At 45.0% G+C, this 23,153-nt stretch carries 18 protein-coding genes; 14 read left to right on the top strand and 4 right to left on the bottom strand.

Annotated features, from left to right (window positions below; translation table 11 throughout):
* Positions 1 to 31 precede the first annotated feature (31 nt).
* The gene (locus GTQ48_RS15445) at positions 32 to 403 is read left to right on the top strand and encodes a histidine triad nucleotide-binding protein (protein WP_032095727.1); all 372 of its coding nucleotides are present in this window, start codon (positions 32 to 34) and stop codon (positions 401 to 403) included.
* Between the two features lie 92 nt (positions 404 to 495).
* On the opposite strand, the gene GTQ48_RS15440 is transcribed toward GTQ48_RS15445, so the two are convergent.
* Positions 496 to 2,196, bottom strand: a complete 1,701-nt coding sequence (locus GTQ48_RS15440) for a dipeptidyl-peptidase 3 family protein (protein ID WP_163107462.1) — start codon at positions 2,194 to 2,196, stop codon at positions 496 to 498.
* A gap of 380 nt (positions 2,197 to 2,576) precedes the next feature.
* Between GTQ48_RS15440 and GTQ48_RS15435 the strand changes: the two genes are divergently transcribed.
* Positions 2,577 to 3,413, top strand: a complete 837-nt coding sequence (locus tag GTQ48_RS15435) for an HDOD domain-containing protein (protein ID WP_163107461.1) — start codon at positions 2,577 to 2,579, stop codon at positions 3,411 to 3,413.
* Positions 3,414 to 3,558: 145 nt separating this feature from the next.
* Here GTQ48_RS15435 and GTQ48_RS15430 read toward each other — a convergent pair whose 3' ends face one another.
* Positions 3,559 to 4,731 carry a benzoate/H(+) symporter BenE family transporter gene (locus GTQ48_RS15430; protein WP_163107460.1) on the bottom strand — a complete coding sequence of 391 codons (1,173 nt, stop codon included), beginning with the start codon at positions 4,729 to 4,731 and terminating at the stop codon, positions 3,559 to 3,561.
* 191 nt (positions 4,732 to 4,922) lie between these two features.
* Between GTQ48_RS15430 and GTQ48_RS15425 the strand changes: the two genes are divergently transcribed.
* Positions 4,923 to 5,522 carry a helix-turn-helix domain-containing protein gene (locus tag GTQ48_RS15425; RefSeq protein WP_163107459.1) on the top strand — a complete coding sequence of 200 codons (600 nt, stop codon included), beginning with the start codon at positions 4,923 to 4,925 and terminating at the stop codon, positions 5,520 to 5,522.
* 48 nt (positions 5,523 to 5,570) lie between these two features.
* On the opposite strand, the gene rdgC is transcribed toward GTQ48_RS15425, so the two are convergent.
* Together rdgC and GTQ48_RS15415 are read right to left on the bottom strand one after the other, a co-directional pair.
* Entirely contained in the window at positions 5,571 to 6,482 is a 912-nt protein-coding gene (rdgC, locus tag GTQ48_RS15420; protein WP_163107458.1) for a recombination-associated protein RdgC, read from the bottom strand.
* 206 nt (positions 6,483 to 6,688) lie between these two features.
* The gene (locus tag GTQ48_RS15415) at positions 6,689 to 8,419 is read right to left on the bottom strand and encodes a sensor histidine kinase (RefSeq protein ID WP_163107457.1); all 1,731 of its coding nucleotides are present in this window, start codon (positions 8,417 to 8,419) and stop codon (positions 6,689 to 6,691) included.
* A gap of 219 nt (positions 8,420 to 8,638) precedes the next feature.
* Between GTQ48_RS15415 and phoB the strand changes: the two genes are divergently transcribed.
* The 11 genes from phoB (at position 8,639) to GTQ48_RS15360 (ending at position 23,012) form a co-directional block, all read left to right on the top strand.
* Positions 8,639 to 9,328 carry a phosphate regulon transcriptional regulator PhoB gene (phoB, locus tag GTQ48_RS15410; RefSeq protein WP_032095733.1) on the top strand — a complete coding sequence of 230 codons (690 nt, stop codon included), beginning with the start codon at positions 8,639 to 8,641 and terminating at the stop codon, positions 9,326 to 9,328.
* A 69-nt stretch (positions 9,329 to 9,397) separates the two neighbouring features.
* On the top strand, positions 9,398 to 10,699 hold the full coding sequence (phoR, locus tag GTQ48_RS15405) for a phosphate regulon sensor histidine kinase PhoR (protein WP_163107456.1): 1,302 nt from the start codon (positions 9,398 to 9,400) through the stop codon (positions 10,697 to 10,699).
* A gap of 69 nt (positions 10,700 to 10,768) precedes the next feature.
* Positions 10,769 to 11,890, top strand: a complete 1,122-nt coding sequence (locus GTQ48_RS15400; RefSeq protein ID WP_239060155.1) for a PstS family phosphate ABC transporter substrate-binding protein — start codon at positions 10,769 to 10,771, stop codon at positions 11,888 to 11,890.
* A gap of 318 nt (positions 11,891 to 12,208) precedes the next feature.
* A complete protein-coding gene (locus tag GTQ48_RS15395) occupies positions 12,209 to 15,004 on the top strand; it encodes a hypothetical protein (RefSeq protein ID WP_163107455.1) in 2,796 nt (931 codons plus the stop codon).
* Between the two features lie 118 nt (positions 15,005 to 15,122).
* The gene (locus tag GTQ48_RS15390; protein WP_163107454.1) at positions 15,123 to 17,771 is read left to right on the top strand and encodes a TonB-dependent receptor domain-containing protein; all 2,649 of its coding nucleotides are present in this window, start codon (positions 15,123 to 15,125) and stop codon (positions 17,769 to 17,771) included.
* A gap of 176 nt (positions 17,772 to 17,947) precedes the next feature.
* Entirely contained in the window at positions 17,948 to 18,706 is a 759-nt protein-coding gene (locus GTQ48_RS15385) for a DUF3450 domain-containing protein (protein WP_163107453.1), read from the top strand.
* 13 nt (positions 18,707 to 18,719) lie between these two features.
* The gene (locus tag GTQ48_RS15380; protein WP_032096296.1) at positions 18,720 to 20,084 is read left to right on the top strand and encodes a MotA/TolQ/ExbB proton channel family protein; all 1,365 of its coding nucleotides are present in this window, start codon (positions 18,720 to 18,722) and stop codon (positions 20,082 to 20,084) included.
* A 2-nt stretch (positions 20,085 to 20,086) separates the two neighbouring features.
* Entirely contained in the window at positions 20,087 to 20,605 is a 519-nt protein-coding gene (locus tag GTQ48_RS15375; protein ID WP_032096297.1) for a MotA/TolQ/ExbB proton channel family protein, read from the top strand.
* A 31-nt stretch (positions 20,606 to 20,636) separates the two neighbouring features.
* Positions 20,637 to 21,044: an ExbD/TolR family protein gene (locus GTQ48_RS15370; protein ID WP_163107452.1), complete on the top strand. Its 408-nt coding sequence runs from the start codon at positions 20,637 to 20,639 to the stop codon at positions 21,042 to 21,044.
* Between the two features lie 3 nt (positions 21,045 to 21,047).
* Positions 21,048 to 21,656: an energy transducer TonB gene (locus tag GTQ48_RS15365; protein ID WP_032096299.1), complete on the top strand. Its 609-nt coding sequence runs from the start codon at positions 21,048 to 21,050 to the stop codon at positions 21,654 to 21,656.
* A gap of 6 nt (positions 21,657 to 21,662) precedes the next feature.
* Positions 21,663 to 23,012: a tetratricopeptide repeat protein gene (locus tag GTQ48_RS15360; protein WP_420837611.1), complete on the top strand. Its 1,350-nt coding sequence runs from the start codon at positions 21,663 to 21,665 to the stop codon at positions 23,010 to 23,012.
* Positions 23,013 to 23,153 lie beyond the last annotated feature (141 nt).

Here is a 23,153-nt window from a genome sequence, read left to right as displayed (position 1 = left end):
AAAGTGAAGAGTGAATAAAAGGAGCAACAGGATGTCGGACACTATTTTTACCAAAATTATTAATAAAGAAATCCCCGCGGACATTCTTTACGAAGATGACATGGCGTTGGCGTTTAAGGATATTAATCCGCAAGCTCCAGTACATTTTCTTGTTATTCCCAAAAAGGCCATTGCCACAATCAACGATATTACTGCTGACGACAGGGAAGTGGTTGGTCATTTATCGGTAGTGGCGGCAAAGGTAGCTAGCGATTTAGGTGTTGCCGAGCAAGGCTTTAGAACCGTCATGAACTGCAACGAGTTTGGTGGTCAAACGGTTTACCATATTCACCTTCATGTATTGGCTGGGAAGCCGTTAGGATGGCCTCCGTACACAGAAGATATGAAAAAGCACGTTGAATAGCGGGCACCCTACAAAACCATGAGATAATGAAAAACGCCGCGTTATTGGAAATGACGCGGCGTTTTTTTATAAAAGCAAAAATTAAACTGCGATCACTCGGGCAATCCCAGCACTTTTTTACCTTGGTTAAAGTGTATATCCACTGGAATATTAGCATCGCTTAAACGGGCTAAGTCAGAGTTTAGCTGCGGCCTAATTACGCCCATTGTCTCGACAAGTTCGGCAACGCCATCATAGTCACCATCACCTTGAAGGGTAAGAATTAACTCTGATAACGCTTCAACGGCTGCGCCCATTTTTTGCATGTTGACACGATATAGTCCGTCTTCAGTTTTCTCAAACGCACCTTGCTGTGCAAAAAAGTTAAACCTAATCATGTTTGCTTTACCGTGGGCTGAGCTTGCACCAAAGCGTACAGAGCGGAATATGCCGGCCATAAAGGTGACATAGTAATCCTCTAGTGAACCCTCTGTAATTTCTTCTTTCTCAAGCAGACTTTGCACCATGTAGAGACCTAAAATATCGGCTTTACCTTCCTCTAATGCGGATGCGTGCTCTTTCAACGCCTGGCGAACGGTGCTTGAACCATCAAGGGTATTCTTAATGCCCAAACCGTGAGCCACTTCATGGAACATGGTATTGGCAAAAAAGGCGTCGAAGGTAATATGCTGACGCTGCTCAGGAACAATAAGCGTATCTGCTATAGGCACGAGGATATTGTCGAATTTTGCCTGCATGGCATTTTTAAGCTGTAGTCGACGAGTCCCTTTCTCCAACTGTACACGTTCATCATTGGGTAGATTGATGGCGATGGTTTTACTGCCCGCATTAGAGTGACCTGCATAATAAATAACATCATAAGCATTTAGGTCGGCGTCAGACCCAGGCACTTCTGCTTTGTAAGCTTTTGCTACTGGCAGTCCTTGCTGTAACTCGGGTAAAAACGCAGCATATTTAGCCAGCTTTTCGCTCCAAGCTAAATCTTTTACCAGTACGTATGCTTCAAACGCGGCGCGGTAGCCAAATAACTGATCCTCATAGGATTCAATGGGGCCAATCACTAACTCAATAGGATTGGTTTTCATGTCCATCCACGCCATATCAGAGGCAAGGTAGTCATCGGTTAAGAGTGCATCTGCTCGCAGTGTCAAATACGCTTTAAAACTCTCATCTTCAGCAAGCTCTGCCGCTTCAAGAAGAAGATCAGAGGCTTCCATCAAATCACTTTTAAACGCTATTGAATAAGGCTCGGAATATAAATTTCCCGCTTCATCGCGCTTAACCATGGAGTATAGCCCCTGCTTATCGGCAAACTCTGCGGTAGCAAATTCAGCCTTTTCCATGTCATGGGGGTAAAACTGTGCGCCAGCGTATTTCGTATCGAAGCCACTGATAAAGGGGGTATCGCCATTTAAACGATCCCAAGGACCGTAGTTAATTGAAGCGAAGTGACGTACCTCTTCACTTTCAATCCCGCTTAGAAATGAGGCTTTGCTGCCAAAAAATGCTTGTTGCCAGAAAAGCTCATCCATTATTTTTGATGCATCAATGAGAAGCGATAGCATTTTATGCTGATTATCGCTGAGATGGTCTAAATTAGCGGTAAGGTCGACGGGGTGATAAATGGCCAGTCTTGACTCATCCACCAGCAGGGTCTGCTTTGTGTCCGCCGTGTCTTCAAGCGCTGTGTTTGCAGAATTAGTGTCTGTGGGTTGGCTGCATGCGCCTAACAAAAATACACCGGCAAGGGCAGCTGCAACAGGAGATAGACCTGTTCTTATTATTTTTTTCATTGGTTGTTTTACCGTCCGTCGTTAGTTTTATTAATTGTACTAATTTGATTTTACATCAAAGGCAAATAGCTTCTACTATTCACTTTGTTGTTTGAAATCAAAAGTATTTTCTCGTCTATTATCTATACTGTAATGGGTGGCTTGTTAGCCTGTATATTTAGTTGGTCGAAATCGAAACACTGCGATAGTATGGTTAAAGTTATACTATTATAAAAAGCCTGTCCCGCTGAAAATACCAAGGGATGCTGTATTGAAAATGAAAGTCGAACGTACAACTATCGATTATGCCGCTAGCAAAACGCGCTTTACTGCATAAACGATATTAATATTTTAGTAAGTGATTGGCTTGAACAAGCCATAAAAAGTCTAAGGGTAGAACTATGTCTACACAGAACGCGCTCTCAACCATTCTTGTTGAAAAAATAAACAATGACACGCTTGTACTGCCTACGCTTCCAGCAATTGCGTTAAAAGTAAGAAAAGCGGCTGATGATCCTGATATAAACCTCAATGCAATGGCCGATGTTATTGGCCAAGACCCATCACTAGGCGCCCGCATGATTAAGATTGCGAATAGTGCGTACATGGGGCGTAGCGTAAAAGTAACGTCCATTGGCCAAGCTGTTACGCGAATTGGTCTTCGCCAAATTAAGAATATTTCTACTGCGTTGGCCATGGAACAGCTGTTTGTGTCAAAAAATGACATCGTTACGCGCTATTTGCAAAAAGAATGGGTGAATACCGTTGATATCGTTGCAAACTCAATGGCGGTGCTGCAGCTTTATATAGCGAGAACGAAAAAACGTGAGATGAGCCTGGATACCATGACGCTAGCCGCATTAGTTCATAATATTGGTGTGCTCCCTGTATTAACTGAAGCCGAGCGTCACCCAGAAGTCTTTGCCAACCCCTCGTTCCTCGATGTAGCGATTGATAAGCTATCCGGTCGAGTGGGCGCGAGCATCATGAAAGAATGGGGATTTGGCGAGACCTTTGTTAACGTTTCACAGCACTGGAAAGACCTAAGCTTTATTCCTGAAAACGTAGACTATATTGACTTTGTTCGTGTGGGCGCAGCCCTATCTGGCGCGATGGATAATCAAAAAGATGCCGTACTCAATTTAGCCATGCAGCGGAACGTGGTTGACGACATCAGCGTATTGCACAGCGACGAGTTTACAGAGCTGTCAAATTCAGCGAAACAAATATTCATGTAAAGCGTATGGCTTTAAGGCCTTAGCACCTTATTTACAAGGTATTGAATTGAAAGAAAGCCAGCACACATTTTTGTGATAGACATTGTCTATTCGCAACTACGTGCTGGCTTTTTATTTACATTGAAGTTCAATGAAAAAGAACCAATTAAGATGGCTTACCCTCCCTTTTTTGCACGAAAAGTAATCCGAGCCCAAGTCCAAGCCCCCACACCGCAGAGGGTAACGAAAGCAAACTGAATCCAGATGCCGTGCACAGCAGTGTTAACAGTGCTGGTGCCCGATGAGATTGCGTTTCCATACTTTTGGAAAATGCGCGCTGAAGTGTTGCTAGCAAAGCCAGCCCTGCTAATAGATGAATGATAACGTTAGGCATGCTGACAAACAGTGCCACGATAGCCGACGCACTAAAGCCGACTATTACATAAGCAATACCAGCAGCTATTGCAGCTTTGTAACGTTGCTGCTTATCATTATCTACCTCATTTCCCATACAAATTGCAGCAGTAATCGCGGCAAGGTTAAAAGTGAAACCGCCAAAAGGGGCAAGTATTCCCTGCACAATAGCGATGCCTGAAAGTATGGGTTTATGGTCTGGAAAGTAGCCGTGAACGTGGTGAATGGCAATGCCCGGTAAGTTCTGCGATAGCGTTGTAATGATAAATAGCGGTACGCCTAAACCGATGGCGGCTGACCATGACAATGTGGGTGTGACCCACACAGGCAAAGGGGCGCCTAACTCAAAAGTGAAGCCTGGGTCACTTGCCTGACCCTGCATGAAAACGGTCACTATGAGAGATAGAATTAATAGCACCAACATTAAATACTGAGGAAAAAGTCGACTGCCGACTATATAGACTACTAAAAATGACGCAACGATATAGGGATACTCATTCACATCACTAAAAATAGTGAGGCACAGGGGCAGTAAAATGCCGGCAAGGAGCGCACTAGAAATGGCGGGTGGAATACGGCCAATTTGTTTAAGTAGAAGTCTGCTTTGCGCGGTTATTAGTGATAGAAAAGCACAAAGTACAAAAGCGCCGATAGCGTCGCTGTAAGAGTATTGCTCTACTGTGGTAAGTAAAAATGCGGCACCTGGTGTCGACCATGCCGTTACCACGGGGACTTTAGTGAACCATGAAAAGGCAATACAAGTCACTCCCATGCCGAGTCCTAAGGCTAGTAGCCAACTTACCACCATAGCGTCTGATGCGCCTGCACGCTTCGCAACGTCAATAACAATGACAACGGCACTGCTATAGCCAACAATGACAGCGGTGACCCCCGCGCTGATATGCCGTAAAAAAAATGCACTCATTGTCTATGCCTTCGTTTGTACGTGTTTACTGTGTTCACGTTGAAAAGTGATCGCCGCTATTGAAATGTTGTGCGTTATAACGCACAAAGCTAGTGCAGTAAGAGTAGCACTTGTGCGCTATAGCGCACAAGTGCAAAAGTAACGTATACTGAGCCAAAAGGTTTTAATGACTTCTTGGCAATAAGGTAGGTATGTTGAAAGATAGCGGAAGTAAAATTACCCATAATGTGGCGCAGAATTTACGGCGGGTAAGGGGCGAAAGAAAGCTATCACTCGATGGTGCGTCTCAGTTAACCGGCGTATCAAAAGCCATGTTAGGGCAAATAGAAAGAGGGGAGTCGAGTCCAACCATTGCTACGCTGTGGAAAATAGCCACTGGACTACAGTGCTCTTTTTCTTCGTTCTTAGGGAATACTGCAACAACGCATGAAAACAGCCAAGAAAGCAGTCAGGAAACCAGCAATGATACCAGCGCACTGCAACCGCAAGTTGAGTTAATTGCCGACCCTAATATGCAGGTTTTAACTCTATTCCCCTTTGATCCGCTCACGTCGTTTGAGGTGTTTGAATTAGTATTATCTCATCACCATGAGCAACACTCCACAGCTCACCAAGCAGGTGTGACTGAGCGTATTCATGTTATATCTGGCGTGCTAAGTGTGATGCAAAACGGCCAGTGGGAAACGCTAAAAGCAGGGGAGCAATGCGTATTAGCGGCAGATAAGGCGCATGCTTACAGAGATGATGCGGGTGAGACTCGATTTATGGCAATAATACATTACCCCCAATAGCTGTCTTTGGGGGTAATCAACAGGTTTCAGAGTGTGTTTTAATGAAAACTACAGGTCATTGTCATTCAGTTTCAATGTATCTCGAAGGAAGTTTAACAGCGTGGTTATTTCCGCTGACATCAGGGCAAACTCGGCATCTAAACGAGCTTCAACCTGATCTTTAGGAACGTCTTCGGTTTCTTGTTTAATGCGGTCGGTAAATTTAATGCGTTTTACCGCACCATCTTCACACATTATTGCCGACAGGCTTTCAGCATATTCAAACGCCACTTTTTGAACAAGTTTACCCGCAGATAAATGCAGACTAATTTCGTCGCTATCAAGAGGCTGATTTTTACAGCGAATGACACTGCCAGTGTCGTCAGCAGATTTTAATTCTGCCTCTTCAAGCAAATCGATGTTATCTGGCGTCGCGTCTGTTACCCAATGCGTTAACTCGCTTTGCAGGCTATGACGGGTAAATGGCACAACAGGCAGTGAACCAATCGCCTTTCTTACCATAGCGAGAAACGCCTCGGCTTTGCCATCTGATGAGGCATCCACTACCACTAAGTTGTCCGGTAGCGAAATAAACCCGTGGGTATAGCTATTTTTTGTGAATGCTTGTGGTAGCAGGCGCGTTTGAATTTCTTGCTTTAAATCTGTTTTGGCTTTTTTGCCAACCGCAGCGCCAGTTTCCATTTCTATTTTGGCAACCATTTCTTCAAGTTCAGCATTAACAACCGCTGCAGGTAAAATCTTTTCCTGCTTTTTCAACGTTATCCAATAGCGCTGCTGAACACAGTGAAACATGGTGCCCGACTTGCCAGCTTGAGAAAAGGGTGAAGCAAATCCCATAGTCGCCATATCTTGGCTGCCGCAAGGCCTAAAAGCATGCTCGTTAAGCATGCGTTCTAAATCGTCATCATCGAGCGACAGTGGCTGTGTTAATTGAAATGCTTTTATATTTTTAAACCACATAGAAGGGAAGATCTCATTCAAAAATTAGGGCGCAAGCGTATCAACCTACGCGTCACCGCGCAATTGGAAATGCACGGTTAGAAATACTTGGCCAGCCCTGTACGTTTTCAATTGGGCAAGGCTTGCAATGAAAAGCGGTATAAAAAGTTTGTGCGCCTTAGTGCGTGTTGTTAGCCCAACATTTGTAGAGCAACGTTCAACACGCCCTAATGTTGGCTTATAGGAAAGGTTATGGTGTAGCGAAGGCCTTTACCTGGCTCACTTTGGGCATCAATTTTACCATTTAACGATTGAGTGACTAGGTTATACACAATATGCGTACCTAGGCCACTGCCACCTGAGCCTCGTTTAGTGGTAAAAAAGGCATCAAATAACTGAGAGAGTTCGTCCTTCGTGAGGCCTTTACCATCGTCTTCAAAATGCATGACTACTTGGTCATCAACGGCTTCAACATTTAAATTGATGTTTCCAACAGCTTTATCTTCAAATGCATGGTTAAGCGAGTTTACAGTAAGGTTGCTTACAATTTGCGCGATGGCACCCGGTGCGCAGGTGACTATTAATTCTGGCGGGCAATTTACCGTAATATTGTGTTTAGTTTGTTTGTAACCAGACTGGAGGGATTGAAGCACTTCGGCAATATATTCGCCTAGGTCAAAGTCGCGCTCATTCTCACTGGTTTGGTCTACGGCGACTTGTTTAAAGCTGGCAATTAAATCTGACGCTCTGCCTAGATTGTTAAGCAGCAATTTAGCAGTCTGGTCGGCCTCATCAATAAAACTTGCCATGCTTTTACTGGTTAAGCTGGTGTCTTCAAAGTCTTGTTTAAGGTTAATAAGTCGCTCTTGTAGAAAGCTTGCCGCAGTAACACTGACCCCAAGAGGCGTATTGATGTCATGGGTAATACCGGCAACAAGCCCGCCCAGTGACGCCATTCTTTCTGACTCAACCAATTGTTGTTGCGCTTGATTTAAGGTTTGCATAGAGCCGGCCAGCTCATCGTTCTTCTTGCGCAATTCGCTTTCAATATATTGCCGATTCTTGTTTTCTTGACGTAACTCTCGCTGGTGGGCAATAAGCTCATCTTTTTGTTGCTCAAGGTCGAGCATGATTTGCGACAGCGATGCAGTCTTTTTCGCCACCTCTTGTTCGAGTACCAAGTTTTGGTCGTCTAGTTTTGTGTTTGCGGCGGTAAGCTCTTCTTGAGCGCTTTTCAGCTTGTGATTTGAGGCAATTAAGTCATCAATGACCCCATTGTATGAGTCTCTTAATTGCAGTAATTCGTTGTCGTCTTTTACTTCAAGAGTTAGTTTGCTCTCTTCTGGGCGTTCGGGGTCGAACCTGCCCATCTGCTCAGTAATATTTTGCAGAGGCTCCGACAGCATAGTGCGAAAGGCCGTCATAAATAGAAAGACAAGAAAGGTGGTTTTCACAATGGCGTTGCCGATAAGGAAAAATACCCCTACTTCAATTCGGCTGAAAATAGTGTCGAAACTAGAGTATAAGGTGACATCGCCAACGGTAGACTCTCGGCCTGCGAACTTAAACACCAGAGGGAAGCTGTAGCTAAATACGCCACCGGAATGGTCTTCGATTACCTCACGCTCTACTGGGTTAGGTGAGCGACTTTTACGAATGCCTTGCTCGGTAATAAAGTTGCCGTTTTCGCCACGTACTTGCAAACCCTCTACAATGGGAATAGACATAAGGCCTTCGGCTATGGCTCTTACCTGGTCATCGTTAATTTCCCACATGGCGCGGGTTAAGCTAGAAGAAAACGTATTCTTAAGGGTTTGAAGCTCTTCTTCAACGTGGTCCTTTGTGCTGAGATATTCGGTGAATATTTGTCCCACCGTCACAATAAGTGTAAGCGCAAAATATACTGAAAGTACTCTTGTTAAGAGCTTCCTTGATAACCCTGTTTTAACCGCAGCCATCGATAAACTTGCCCCTGTCTAAAATCGAGTAGTGTAGCTCTATGCGCTTTTGCCTCGTAAGAATATGCAAATTTCTATTAATTAACAAGATTATGTGTTCAAACTATGTACTGAGTAGAATATATGCAAAACTTGACACATAATTGTAATGACTTTAATAAAACTGTCACAGACCACATTAATAATAGCGAAAAATTAGAAATGACTAGGAAAACAAACATGTCTCGCACAATATTGGTGGTTGAAGATGAAGCCCCCATTCGTGAAATGCTAAAATTCGTTTTAGAACAATCTAGTTTCACTGTAATTGAAGCAGAAGATTTTGATATTGCCAAAGAGAAAGTGTGTGAGCCGTATCCTGATCTTATTCTGCTCGACTGGATGTTACCTGGTGGAAGTGGTGTGCAGCTGGCCAAAAGCCTAAAGCAGCATGAGTTCACAAGAGATATCCCAGTAATTATGCTTACCGCAAGAGGCGAAGAAGAAGATAAAATTCGCGGTTTAGATGCAGGTGCAGACGACTATATTACCAAGCCATTTTCTCCCAAAGAATTAGTCGCCCGAATAAAAGCGGTAATGCGCCGCGTAACGCCAACGTCAAACGAAGAGCCTATCGAATTCAATGGCCTAAAGCTTGAGCCAGTTTCTCACCGTGTTACGGCAAACGACGAGCCACTAGATATGGGCCCCACCGAGTTTAAGCTACTGCACTTTTTCATGACGCACCCAGAGCGCGTGTACAGTCGAGAGTTACTGCTCGACAATGTGTGGGGCACAAATGTGTATGTTGAAGATAGAACCGTAGATGTGCATATTCGACGATTGCGCAAAGCTATCTCGAGTCATGGTCATGATGCTATGATTCAAACCGTCCGTGGAGCCGGATACCGCTTTTCAGGTAAGTCTTAACGCCCCACACTAGGGACACATTGTGCTATCGGCCATGTGTCCGTAAATTTCTGTAACACGAGTTCCACTATGTATTACCCCTTCTCATGGTTCAGAAGTACGGTTCGTTTATTATTATTCTTGGTGGCGTTTGCCATTGGAGGATGGTTAATTAACGATATGGTATTTGCTGTGGCCTTTGGCGCTGTCATTTTACTGCTATTTAATTACTGGCATTTGTACAAATTAAATCGCTGGTTGTGGCATAGCCGAAAAATGTCTCCCCCCACAGTCCGTGGCGTGTGGGAACATATATATGAAGGGATTTACTATTTACAGCGCAGAAACCGCAATAAGCGAAAAGAGCTTGGTGAGCTAGTAAAGCGCTTTAGGGAAGGGTCTGAGGCATTGCCTGATGCTGCCGTGGTAGTTGATTCTAAAGCCTGTATTTTATGGTGTAACCGATTAGCAAGACTTGAACTTGGGTTGAAGTGGCCAAAAGACGCCGGGCGTCGGCTCGACAATTTAATTAGACACCCAGAGTTCATTCAATACTTTCATGCGGGCAATTATAAGTATCCCATTGAAGTACCGTCGCCGACAAACGCTAATAAAACCTTCGAATATCGAATTATGCCTTATGGTGAGGAGCATTTGCTGCTCATTGCCCGAGATATTACCCGCGTGTCCCAATTAGAGGCCATGCGCAAAGATTTTGTGGCCAACGTGTCTCACGAACTCCGCACGCCGTTAACGGTCATTAACGGGTACTTAGAGATAATGCCGGAAAGTGACGATGCTAATCCCTTCATGAAAAAAGCCATGCATGAAATGGAAACCCAAACTCATCGAATGCAAAATCTGATTGAAGACCTGCTAGTGCTGTCTAGAATAGAAGCCAGTTCAGAAAGGGTATACGAAAACGTCGTTAATATTGGCTCTATGCTTGCGTTGATAGAGCGTGAAGCCCAAGCACTTAATAAAGAAAAGCAACATACAATCAAATTTCATATAGAAGATGACTTGTTTGTATATGGCGTTGAAACAGAATTGCGTAGCGCTTGTTCTAATTTGGTATTTAATGCCGTGCACTACACGCCGCCAGGCGGTGAGATTAACGTTTATTGGAGCCGCCAGTCTGCCGGTGCCCAGTTTTCTGTTATTGATAATGGTGATGGCATTGAGCCAACTCATTTAAATCGACTTACCGAGCGTTTTTATCGGGTTGATAAAGCTCGCTCTAGAAAAACCGGTGGCTCGGGATTAGGGCTATCTATTGTGAAACACGTGCTTAGCCATCATAATTCGTCTCTCGATATAAGCAGTGAGATTGGTAAAGGCAGTCATTTTTCATTTGTGTTAGACAATGAGCTTATCGCCGATCAATCATGATTTCAGATAATGAGTACTGGTTTATAAATAAAAGCGTGTGAATGCAGGTGGATGAATGAAGGCGTTTGAATGAAAAGAGTGAGTTTGGTCAACAGAGTCTCTGCATTATGTATGGTAACTGTATTAGCTGCGTTAGTTGTTGCGAGCGCCGCGCAGGCCAGCAGTATTCAAACCAGTAGTATTCAAACCAGTAGTATTCAAACCAGTAGTATTCAAACCAGCAGAACTCAAACCAATAGTGTTCAAAAGCCATCGACCAACACAGCAAGCAACGGCATCAATACGCCGGATGTTTCGACCAAGCCGTCTATACCCAATTATGAGCGAGTGCCAGGCGTTGCCGGAAAGTTATCCTCGGTGGGGTCAGATACGCTTGCCAACCTAATGACGTTTTGGTCGCAAGAATTCAAAACCTTGTATCCACAGGTGGGGTTTCAAATTCAAGCTTCGGGCTCATCAACCGCGCCGCCCGCGCTTATTGAGGGCACGGCGACAATCGGGCCAATGAGTAGGGCGCTAAAGCCCAGTGAAATTCGAGACTTTATTAATGTGCATGGTTATCCACCGACGGTTTTAAAAGTAGCCATGGATGCGATTGCTATTTTCGTGGATAGACGAAACCCGCTTCAAGGTATGACGTTAGAGAATGTTGACGCCATTTTTTCTCAGACCCTTTATTGTGGTGCAGAAAAGCAAATTATCCGCTGGTCGCAATTAGGCGTGGATGAAAATGGCTATCGCTCACCAATTCGACTTTATGGGCGTAATTCGGTATCGGGTACGTATGGGCTGTTTAAAGTAACGGCGTTATGCGATGGCGATTTTAAAAATACGGTGAATGAACAGCCGGGGTCGGCATCGGTAGTACTGTCAGTTGCAAGTGGAACCGGCGCTATTGGCTATGCAGCCTATGGATATAAGACCGCGGGGGTAAGGGCACTCGCGTTAGGTGAAACCATGGATAGCTTGATTCCTCTGTCTATCGATACTGTGCGAGATGAGACTTATCCCTTTGCACGCTTTCTTTATTTGGTGGTGAATAAAAAACCGGGTGAGCCATTGCCTACTCTTGAAAGAGAATTTATCCGCTATATTTTATCGCAGCAGGGACAAAACCAGGTTATCCGAGATGGATACTTCCCCATTCGCGAAGATGTGTTATTGCGACAGCGCCGTCTGTTGGGTAATTAAGCGTAAATATTGTCATAAAAACTGTAACTAAAGTGTCATGCAGCGTGGTTCCCTCGTTGTGACACTGTCATATTTCTCCTAATTTTTTTTATCTGTAGCCGTTGTCGCTCGTTCCTTCACAGGCAAAAAAATCAGCGCTAATAGCCCTTAAACTCTTATTATTCCAAATTTTCTTCTTTTTTAAGCCATTAGTCTAAAGTTCAGGCTTTTTATGTGAAACTTTTATGACAGTTTTTTTATGTAACAAATGTGTCATTTAGCTTAGGTACAGTTTCGTCGTTTTCAAAATCCATAAAAATACCGCACTTGGAGAAACACATGGAACTTAAGCAACTTTTTAAAGCTTCAGCAATTGCTACAGCATTAGTGCTAGCAGGCTGTGGTGGCGATATCAATATCAGCGAAGGCGATATTGACAACAGCGTTACAACTACAACAAATAACAATAACGACGCTGGTGATGGTAGCGGCAGCGACGGCGGTACAACCGACCCAGTAAGCAATGCGCCTGGCGAAGCAAGTTCTTTTCTTAGCGGCGAAGTTTCTGACGCATTTGGTCAAACAGTTGAAGTTCGCGTTCTTTCTGGTCGTTTGACCGCTGATGATGCAGACGACCAAGGCGTTATTACTCTAACAAACGACACAGTATGGGCACTTGAAGGGCCTGTATTTGTAGGTAACGACAAAGCTGACAGCGTAACGCTTGCTGTTGAAGAAGGTACCGTTATCTTCGGTCGCACTGGTGCGGATTATCTAGTAATAAGTCGTGATTCAAAAATCGAAGCAGAAGGTACTGCATCTGCTCCAGTAATCATGACATCGTTCAACGACGTGGTTGGTGACGAAGTTGGCGCAGGCCAATGGGGTGGTGTGGTTATCCTAGGTAACGGTAACTCTACCAAGTGTCCTCAAGACGGCTCTGATTGTGCGCTTCAAGTAGAAGGTGCAGAAGAAGGTGCAGTATTCGGTGGTAATGATGACACCGACAGCTCAGGTATTCTTAAATACGTTGTTGTTAAGTATGCGGGTTTCGAAATTGCACCTGACAATGAGCTTAACGGTATTACGTTCGGCGGTGTTGGTTCTGGTACAGAGGTTGATTATGTACAGGTACACAGCAATGCCGACGACGGTGTAGAGTTTTTCGGTGGTGCGGTAAATGCAAAGCATTTAGTGCTTACTGGTAACCAAGATGACTCAGTAGACTGGGATAATGGCTACAAAGGTAAAATTCAGTACGTTTACGTTCAGCACGCGGCTGACAACTCTGATGCTAACCGCGCTATTGAAGGTGATGGTGATGGTGGTGACGGCCTAGATTTCTCTAAGCCAATGGTTGCTAACATGACAGTGATTGGTAACACGTTCGACACAGCAGATGCTGATTCAGAAGGTCTTTTACTTCGCGACCAAACTGGCGCAAACTTAATGAACTTCCTTATCACTGGTCCAGAAGCGATGGGCGAGTGTTTAGAAATGGACACTGATGAAACGGTTCAAGCCAACCTTTCTGACGGTGACCTTACAATGACTCATTCTGCAATTGCATGTTCTGAGCCGTTTAATTCACCTGAAGGTGCAGTTGACCTAGAAACGTGGTTTACTGGACAAGAAAGTAACCAACTAATCGCGTTTGAAGACCGTGCAAACCTTGGTCTTAACCCAGACGGCACGCTAACTGCAGAAAGTGCACTTCTTACTGCTGGCGGCGACGCATCTGTTCTTTTAGATACTTTCTTTGAAGCAAATACCTTTGTTGGTGCCGTTGGTGAAACTGACTGGCGTCAAGGTTGGGCATTCGGCTTCGGTGGCGGTAACATCGACCTGGTTCAATCAGTATCTGGTTGCCCAGCCGGCACAACCACTATCACACCAGTAGACGGCGAAACGACTACGTGTGAAATCTCAGGTACGGTAACGTCTGACCTAACGCTTACAGAGGGCAATTTATATGCGCTTTCTGGTGCAGTGTTCATCGGTGGCGACAAAGAAAACAGCGCAACACTTACTGTTGAGCCTGGTGTAACAGTTTACGGTGCATCTGGTAACGATTACTTAGTAGTTAGCCGTGACTCAGAAATTGATGCAAACGGTACTGCTGAAAGCCCAATTACTTTTACTTCACGTGACCACGTTGTTGGTGGCCTTGAAGCGGGTGAAGCAGGTCAATGGGGCGGTATGATCGTGCTAGGTAACGGCGAATCGACCAAGTGTCCTCAAGACGGTACTGAGTGTGCACTTCAAGTTGAAGGTGCGCAGGAAGGTGCGGTATTCGGTGGAACAGACAACGAAGACAGCTCTGGTACACTTCGCTATGTTCGCGTAATGCACGGTGGTTTCGAAATAGCTCCAGATAACGAATTAAACGGTATCACTTTCGGCGGCGTTGGTTCTGGTACGACTGTTGAGTATGTACAAGTTCACAAAAACGCGGATGACGGTGTTGAGTTCTTCGGTGGTGCAGTAAACGTTAAGTACCTTACTCTTACAGGCATTCAAGATGACTCTGTAGATTGGGACAACGGCTACGAAGGTAAGCTACAGTTTGTACTTGTTAAGCATGCAGACGATAACTCTGACGCTAACCGTGCCATTGAAGGTGATGGCGATGGCGGTGACGGCCTAGCGTTCTCTAACCCAATGGTTGCTAATATGACTATTATTGGTAACGAGTTCGATACGGCTAACGCTGACTCAGAAGGTGTTCTACTTCGAGACCAAACCAACGCGCAACTTTACAACTTTGTTGTAACAGGTCCTGCTGGCATGGGTGAGTGTTTCGAAGCTGACCTAAGCGATGGCGACACTACGCTACTAGCCAACATGGACGGTACTAACGACCCTCAACTAACCTTTGAGACATCAGTACTAGCATGTGCGGAAAACGTTCGTGACTCGGGTGACTTCGACCAAACTGCGTGGTTCACAGCTCAAACTGGTAATAGTTTACTAGACGAAACTGCAACTGTACTTGACGGTATCTACACAGTAGATGCAACAGCGGCGACAGACGTTTCAACACTAGATAGCTTCTTCTCTTCTGTGGACTTTATCGGTGCAGTAAAAGACGCTGACAACGATTGGACTGCAGGTTGGACTGTAGGTCTTGAATAAGACCTAGTTCACTAGCGAAAAACAAGCAAGTGCGTTGCAAAAGTGACGCACTTGCTTTTAAGTTTGTAAGACACGAATTTTTTATTCGTAAAAGTATTCCTTTCTAAAGAGGTTCATCATGAACAGACCTGCTAACAGGTTTCTTCTAAAACCCATCAGCTTAGCTGTTGCAGCAAGTATCTTGTTTCCAACGACTATGGCCTACGCTCAATCAGATGAAGATGAAGTGATTGAAGAAGTAGTGGCTACCGGTACGCGCCTAAAGGGCACCGCAACGGCAGTAATGGAAGAACGTAAAAATCAAGCTTTCGTAGCTGACATCATGGGTGCTGAGCAGATAGCTCGTACTGGTGATAGTGATGCAGCGGGAGCCCTTCGTCGTGTAACTGGCTTAACATTGGTTGATGGTCGATTCATCTATGTGCGTGGTCTTGGTGAGCGTTACTCATCAACACAGCTAAACGGTGCCATTGTTCCAAGTCCAGATCCTACGCGTAACGTAATACCTCTGGATTTATTCCCATCGAGCATAATCGAGAGTCTAGCGGTTCAAAAATCGTATTCACCGTCAATGCCTGCAGCATTCGGTGGTGGTAACGTAAATATCCGATTAAAATCTATACCTACACAGCGCGTGTTTAACTTATCTGCAGCCGTTGGTATCGATACGGAAAACTCTGGTGACGTGTTAGATTATGCCGGTGGCGGTCGTGATTGGACAGGTGAAGATGATGGTACACGCGCAGCTTCAGCGGCCATTCAAGAACGTTGGGATTCAAAGAACTTCTTAGATGATTTGGAACCTGAAGAAGCGTTAGAGCTATTTAAGGGAACAAACAGAGCATACGGTCTTGAAACAACGTCAGCGGATCCTGACATGCGCTTCAACGTCACTTATGGTGATAGCTACGATTACGATGATGATTGGCGTTTTGGTTTCTTAGCCACGTCACGTTACTCTACGCAGACCCGTTCTTCAGAAGAATATGAGCTGCAAGACCCAGACTTGGTCGGCGATGACATTATCAATGTACGCTTCTTTGATGATATTCAAGGTACAGAGCAAACGGTAACTTGGTCTTCGCTGTTAACTCTGGGCGTAGACTACGATAGAAAGCATCGCATTGATTACAGCCTCATCGTGTTGAACGACACCCGCGATGAAATTCGTGAAATGTTTGGTAACACTGAAAACTTAAACCAAGCAGAAGGCCTACGTATTCGCGATATCGACATACAGTATGAAGAGCGTTCACTTTATACCAACCAGGTAAAAGGTCAGCATACATTCCCAGAATTAAACTTTATGGGCGTTGACTGGACATACTCATTAGGTCGTTCTGTACGTCATGCCCCAGGTAACTTTAACGCGCGTTTCGTTATGGAAGACGTGAATCAAGACGGTATTTTTGACGAAGAAAATGAAATTTTCTTGTCAGATGCTCAAACAGCGGCCCGTTATACGTTCCAAGACCTTCACGACCGTTTAGAGAACTTTGGTTACAACGTGACTTACCCGATGTCCTTTGGTGTTTGGGAAACTGAGTTAAAGGTTGGAGCGAGTTTTGTCACTAAAACGCGTTCTGCTGAAAACCGTCGCTTTGACATCAACACGCTAGGTGTTGAAAACCGTTCTATTTTAGACGGTAACGACTTTAGCGAGATTTTCAGCGATAGCGTTCTCGATTCTCTAGAGTTATCGAGTCGACCAATTATTCGTGATACCACAATCGCGGGCGATGATTACGTAGCAGGTCAAAAGGTTGATGCTTACTACTTTGAAGCCGATTTCTTCTACGACAACAAATGGCGTTTCACCGGTGGTGCACGTTATGAAGATTTCCGTCAGGTGGTTGCGCCACTGGATCCGCGCACTAATCAGTTTGACTTAAGTAACGAAGCCGATCGTTCACAATTAGCGTTCCAAGAAGACGGGTTTTATCCAGCGCTTGCTGTAACCTACTTCCTTGAAGACGATATGCAGTTGCGTGCAAGCATTGGTCAAACGGTAGTTCGCCCGGATCTTCGTGAAGTGTCATCGGCCACTTACCTAGACCCGTTAACGAACTTCCCAATTGCGGGTACGCCAGGTGTTAGCACTACGGATATTATTAACTACGATTTACGTTGGGAATGGTATCGCGAAGCAGGCAACAACTTATCGGTAGGCCTTTTCTATAAAGATATGGAAGCGCCAATCGAGTCAGTTCAGTCGCCGGCTCAGGATGGTCCACCGCTTATTCGTATTGCAAATGCTGAATCTGGTGAGGTTTACGGGGTTGAATTTGAGTTCCTACAAGACTTAGCCTTTATCGGCGACGGTATATGGGACAATCTATTTACTACCGGTAACATTACTGTGAGCGACTCTGAAATTGTATTAGATCGCCAGAGTATTGTGGATCAAACCGGCGTATCTGCAGCAATTACGAATGTGGAACGACGTATGACGGGTCACTCTCAGTATGTGTTGAACATGCAGTTAGGTTACGACTCAGACAACGGTGAGCACACTGCGTCACTGGTATACAACGTATTTGGTGAGCGTATTCTTATAGCGGGTATCGATGGCTTCGACGACAACTATGAGCAGCCGTTTCACTCGCTAGATATGGTGTACAAGTACTATCCAGATTTTAATAGCACTGTCACATTGCGGGTTCAGAATATTTTAGGTGAGGATCGTGAAATAGAGTTTAACGATGCACTGCTTAGGTCAGAGACACGCGGTACAGGAATTAGGTTGTCATTTAAATACGACTTTTAAAATTAATTCTAATACAAAGGCCGCTTTTCAGCGGCCTTTTTTATGTGAAACAGATAACACTTTCGGTTTATTTATGACAGTTCCGTAATAAAACTGTCACAGAAAACTCCTATCCTACGCGCAGAAACTTATAGTCGGTTACATCCGATTTCTTTTAACTTAAAAGGTTTGAATGTATGAAGCTTATCAACGCTTTGCTTGTTGCAGGTCTGCTTTCAGCAACACCAGCACTAGCACAAGACGATGAAGTCTTAAAACCCGTTGTCGATGAGGCAGCGAAAATTAATGAGTCTGCGGCAAAATCGCAGGAAAAAATAAACGGTATTACCGATCAGATTGACAGCAAACTTCAACAGTTCAAAACGTTAATGAAAGAAATCGAAGGTCTTGAGGTGTATAACACTCAGCTTCGTAAGCAAATTAACAGTCAAAACCAAGAAATGGATGACTTGAACGCCGCAATTGATGAAGTGTCTGTTGTTGAGCGCCAAATTACACCATTGATGATGCGTATGATTGACGGCTTGGCTCAGTTCATTGAACTAGACATGCCGTTTCTTCCAGAAGAGCGCGCAAACCGCGTAGCTGATTTACGTGCCATGATGGATAGAGCGGATGTTGCAGCGTCTGAAAAATTCCGTCGCGTAATGGAAGCGTTTCAAGTTGAAATGGACTACGGGCGCACTATGGAGTCTTACAGCGGCCTTCATTCAATTAACGGTCAAGAACGTGACGTAGAATTTCTACGACTTGGTCGCACTGCACTTATTTATCAAACACGCGACGCGAGCATGCAGGGCGTGTGGAACAAGCAAACCCGCCAGTGGGAAGAGCTTGATAGCAGCTACCGTACACAAATCACAAAAGGTCTGCGCATGGCGAAGAAACAGCTTGCCCCAGACTTGCTAATGCTGCCAGTAGCAATTACAGACTAAGAGGTTGATGAGAATGTTTAATACAGTAAAACGTATCGCTGTTGGTCTAGTAGCCCTTAGTATCAGCGCTGGTGCAATGGCACAAAGTGACCGTGCAATGGACCTAGACGCCCTGCTAAAGCAGCTTGAAGAAGGCCAATTTGCACAATCACAGCAAAACAAACAGCGCGAGCGCGATTTCCAAGCGCAACGTGCAGAGCAAGACCGTATTCTTCGCGAAACCCGTGAAAAACGCGACCAAATGCTAGTGCAATCAGAGCAACTTGAAACACAGTTTGAAGAAAACGAGTTTAAACTAGCTGACCTTAATGGTGCTCTAGACACTCGTCTTGGTTCACTTAAAGAGTTGTTCGGTGTACTTCAGCAAATTGCTGGTGATACTAAGAATAAATTTTACAACTCTGTTATTTCAGCGCAAATCCCTGGTCGTTCTGACTTCTTAGACAAGATGGCGCAGGACATGGGGTCAAGCTCAAAACTCGCATCAATTGAAGAGATTGAGCGCGTATGGTTTGAGATGCAGCGTGAAATGACGGAATCTGGCAAAGTTACTACCTTCACAACTGATGTTGTAGAAGCCGGTGGCGAGAAAGTGAATAAGCCTGTGGTTCGCGTAGGTCCATTTGCCTTGGTATCAGACGGTAAATACCTAGACTACAACGGTGTTACTGGCACAGTATCAGAACTTATTCGTCAGCCAGCTGACCGTTACAACGATTCAGCGGCAGAGCTTCAAGCATCAAGTGGCGAGCTAGTGCAGTTTGGTATTGACCCAACCGGTGGTTCTATCCTTGGTCTTCTTGTTCAAGCGCCTAACATGAAAGAGCGTGTGGAGCAGGGTGGTCCGGTTGGATACATCATTCTAGTGGTTGGTGCAATTGGCCTTCTACTTGCCTTAGAGCGTTTAGTGTCTCTTTCTCTTATTCGCATGAAAGTGAACAAGCAGCTTAAGAGCAAGGAAGTGAAAACTAATAACCCACTGGGTCGTGTTCTGAAAGTACGTGACGATCACCCTAACGCCGATGTTGAAGCGCTAGAGCTGCATCTTACTGAAGCAATTTTGGGCGAGGTGCCTAAGCTAGGTCGTAACCTTACTATTATCAAGATTATCTCGGTAGTCGCGCCTCTGATGGGTCTACTCGGTACGGTAACGGGTATGATTAATACCTTCCAAGCAATTACCTTATTTGGTACAGGTGACCCGAAACTGATGGCTGGCGGTATTTCAACGGCACTTGTCACAACGGTTCTTGGTCTTGTGGTAGCGATTCCGATGACATTGCTTTACGCAATGCTTAACACACGTTCTAAAAACATTGTGTACATTCTTCAAGAACAAGCATCTGGCGTTATCGCAGAGCGTTCTGAGCGAGGCTAATTATGATCGAGTTTCTAGAAGCAATTCGCGATTTCACAGAAACAGGTGGCCAGGTTCTCCTGGTCATCGGTCTGCTGATATTCGTTATGTGGCTTTTGATCCTCGAGCGTGCAATGTATCTGTTGGTTTGGCACAAGCAAGCAAAAAAAGATGCGGTCGCGATGTGGAAAGCACGAAACGATCGTTCCTCTTGGTTTGCTGAGCAAGTACGTCAGAAAACGATTTCGCAGTTAACTATACGGCTAAATGGCAGTATCCCGATTATTCAGGCACTTGTAGCGCTTTGTCCGCTGTTGGGTTTGATGGGTACAGTAACCGGTATGATAGAAGTATTCGACGTGATGGCTATCTCTGGTTCGGGCAACGCCCGTTCTATGGCCTCAGGCGTATCGAAAGCGACTATTCCTACTATGGCAGGAATGGTTGGGGCACTGTCTGGTGTCTTTGCAGCTACCTGGTTAAATCGTATGGTGAAATCTGAACGCACGCATCTTGAGGATGCATTGATTATTCAACGTTAATGCGACGTCGCATTAAGGTAAGGTATTTATTATGAAGCAGCACTTTCAAAATTTGGTCGATGAAGAAGAAGCAGCCATCGACATGACGCCCATGTTGGACGTCGTATTTATCATGTTGATTTTCTTTATCGTGACTGCATCGTTTGTGAAAGAAGCGGGTATCGATGTAAACCGTCCTGAAGCAGCAACGGCTGTTAAAAAGGATCGCGCGAACATCCTTATCGCCATTTCAGATAAAGGTGAAATTTGGATTAACAAACGCCGCATCGATGTTCGTGCCGTTCAGGCAAATATCGAGCGTTTGCACGCAGAGAACCCTCAGGGCACGGTTGTGATTCAAGCAGATAAAGAATCGACAACGGAAACGCTGATTAAGGTGATGGACGCTTCGCGTGCGGCAGGTGTATTTGATGTTTCGATTGCAGCGCAAGAGCAATAAATCATGCCACGATATATAATCGCATTTGTTATTTCCCTTGCGATCACGTTAGGCCTGTTCTTCTTGATGCAGTCATTGATCAAGATGGGTGGCAGCGCACTAACTGAGCCGCCTCAGGGAAGCGTGCTTGACTTTGTAAGGGTTAAGCAGGATGAGCAGGTTGAGAAAAAAGATCGCAAGCCTAAGAAGCCACCAAAGCCTGAGCAGCCGCCGCCACAGATGCAGCAGCCGCAAATGGATTCACCTACACCCAATGCCGAAGGTTCTTCAATGGATTTTGGCGCAGATGTTGGCGATGATATTTCTTTAGACGGCGGTCTCGCGCTCGAGTCGGGTGATGGCGAATACTTACCTATTGTAAAAGTAGCCCCAGTATATCCACGCCGTGCATTGCAACGTGGTATTGAAGGGTTTGTAATTGTTGAGTTCACTGTGACTAAGCAAGGTGCAGTGCGCAACCCAATAGTAGTTGAAGCTAATCCAGAGGGTATTTTTGAGCAAGCGGCTATCGACGCTGCAATGAAGTTCAAATACAAACCTCGAGTGGTAAATGGCGAAGCGACCGAAGTATCCGGTATTCAAAACCGTATTTCGTTCCAAATTGACGGGTAGCAGAACATGATGAAGAAACAGGCTAGGCCTTTATCGAGTATTTTGCCAAGCATGCTGCTTAGCGCTGCAGTATTTACACTTACTTTAGTTGCGGTATCTGCACCAAGTATGTTTGTTGCAACCGACGCACACGCTCAAGAGCAAAAAGCCAGTGAAAAGAAAACACGCCGCGTGCCTACGCTGCGTGGCAAGGTATACGAGCAGCTATCGCGCGCGCAAACGGCAGCGGATGAAGCGGGTAACGTTGAAGAAGCTATTGCTATCTTGAAAGAGGTAGAAGACAAGTCTGATTCAATGAATTCATACGAAAAAGCGATGATGTACAACTTTTTCGGCTTCATTTATTACAACAATGAAGACTACGACAAAGCGCTGGCATCGTTTGCAAAAGTAGTAGAACAGCAGCCTATTCCTGAAAAGTTCGAAATGACGACGCTTTTCAGTTTGGCACAGCTTAATCTGATGCAGAGTAATTACGACGATACTATTAAGTACATAGAACGTTGGGAGTCGCTCAACACTGGCCCAGTGCCACCAAAGAACAAGGTGATTAAGGCCCAAGCGTATTATCAAAATAAGCAATACGAACTTGCGGCAGACTGGATTACTCAGGCCGTTGTCGACCACGAAGCCGAGGGGATGTTACCTGATGAATCTTGGTTGATCCTTCAGCGCGCCGTATTTTATGAATTAAAGCAGCCTGAAAAGGTGAAAGACGTACTGGTAAAATTGGTAAAGCTGTTCGATGAGCCTAAATATTGGATCCAGTTAGCCGGTATGTACGGCGAGCTTGGCGAAGAGCGAAAGCAGTTGGCTATTATGGAAACTGCCTATCAGCGTGGTTTTGTAGAGTCCTCTGCCGACATATTTAATATGGCACAGCTTTATTACTATCACAGGGCACCGTATAAAGGTGCGAAGCTGATGGAACAAGCTATGAACGAAGGTGTGTTGGAAGAGAACCTTCGTAATCTTAAGTTCTTAGGTCAAAGCTGGTCACTTGCCAAAGAGCAAGACAAAGCCATTCCAGTCATGATGCAGGCCGCTAACTTGTCTGACGATGGCGAGCTTGACGCACAACTTGCGCAGATATTGCTCAACGAAGAGCGCTGGGATGATGCTATTGATGCTGTTGATAGAGCTTTAGAAAAAGGTGATTTGAGGAATCCTGGTTTAGTGTATCTAGTTAAGGGCATGGCGCTGTTTAACAAAAAACAGTATGCATTGGCGTTGAATCAACTTGCAGAGGCAGAAAAACACCAGAAGAGCCGCGCTATGGCGCAGCAATGGAAGTCTTTTGTGCAAGGTGAAAAGAATCAGGCAGAGCGCCTCGCTGAAGAGTTAGGTGCTAGCTAGATTGACCAAGCCACTAGCTAGGTAGACCAACGTACGCTAAATGTAATCGTTTTTAGCTACTCATTCAAAACACTGAAAAAGACCATAAAGCAGACACTGCTTTGTGGTCTTTTTGTTTTGTGGCGGTTTCATTTATACCAG

The organism is Alteromonas genovensis (assembly GCF_010500895.1).
GTDB lineage: Bacteria > Pseudomonadota > Gammaproteobacteria > Enterobacterales > Alteromonadaceae > Alteromonas > Alteromonas genovensis.
Note: the sequence above shows the minus strand (reverse complement) of the source record. Positions and strands in the feature narration are given on the sequence as shown.

Excerpts from the sequence above, each read along its gene's own strand:
- GTQ48_RS15375 (WP_032096297.1), top strand. The coding sequence starts at position 20,087 with ATGATCGAGTTTCTAGAAGCAATTCGCGATTTCACAGAAACAGGTGGC.
- phoR (WP_163107456.1), top strand. The coding sequence starts at position 9,398 with ATGTATTACCCCTTCTCATGGTTCAGAAGTACGGTTCGTTTATTATTA.
- GTQ48_RS15370 (WP_163107452.1), top strand. The coding sequence starts at position 20,637 with ATGAAGCAGCACTTTCAAAATTTGGTCGATGAAGAAGAAGCAGCCATC.
- GTQ48_RS15435 (WP_163107461.1), top strand. The coding sequence starts at position 2,577 with ATGTCTACACAGAACGCGCTCTCAACCATTCTTGTTGAAAAAATAAAC.
- GTQ48_RS15380 (WP_032096296.1), top strand. The coding sequence starts at position 18,720 with ATGTTTAATACAGTAAAACGTATCGCTGTTGGTCTAGTAGCCCTTAGT.
- GTQ48_RS15360 (WP_420837611.1), top strand. The coding sequence starts at position 21,663 with ATGATGAAGAAACAGGCTAGGCCTTTATCGAGTATTTTGCCAAGCATG.
- GTQ48_RS15390 (WP_163107454.1), top strand. The coding sequence starts at position 15,123 with ATGAACAGACCTGCTAACAGGTTTCTTCTAAAACCCATCAGCTTAGCT.
- phoB (WP_032095733.1), top strand. The coding sequence starts at position 8,639 with ATGTCTCGCACAATATTGGTGGTTGAAGATGAAGCCCCCATTCGTGAA.
- rdgC (WP_163107458.1), bottom strand. The coding sequence starts at position 6,482 with ATGTGGTTTAAAAATATAAAAGCATTTCAATTAACACAGCCACTGTCG.
- GTQ48_RS15385 (WP_163107453.1), top strand. The coding sequence starts at position 17,948 with ATGAAGCTTATCAACGCTTTGCTTGTTGCAGGTCTGCTTTCAGCAACA.
- GTQ48_RS15365 (WP_032096299.1), top strand. The coding sequence starts at position 21,048 with ATGCCACGATATATAATCGCATTTGTTATTTCCCTTGCGATCACGTTA.
- GTQ48_RS15395 (WP_163107455.1), top strand. The coding sequence starts at position 12,209 with ATGGAACTTAAGCAACTTTTTAAAGCTTCAGCAATTGCTACAGCATTA.
- GTQ48_RS15440 (WP_163107462.1), bottom strand. The coding sequence starts at position 2,196 with ATGAAAAAAATAATAAGAACAGGTCTATCTCCTGTTGCAGCTGCCCTT.
- GTQ48_RS15415 (WP_163107457.1), bottom strand. The coding sequence starts at position 8,419 with ATGGCTGCGGTTAAAACAGGGTTATCAAGGAAGCTCTTAACAAGAGTA.
- GTQ48_RS15425 (WP_163107459.1), top strand. The coding sequence starts at position 4,923 with ATGTTGAAAGATAGCGGAAGTAAAATTACCCATAATGTGGCGCAGAAT.
- GTQ48_RS15400 (WP_239060155.1), top strand. The coding sequence starts at position 10,769 with ATGAAAAGAGTGAGTTTGGTCAACAGAGTCTCTGCATTATGTATGGTA.
- GTQ48_RS15445 (WP_032095727.1), top strand. The coding sequence starts at position 32 with ATGTCGGACACTATTTTTACCAAAATTATTAATAAAGAAATCCCCGCG.
- GTQ48_RS15430 (WP_163107460.1), bottom strand. The coding sequence starts at position 4,731 with ATGAGTGCATTTTTTTTACGGCATATCAGCGCGGGGGTCACCGCTGTC.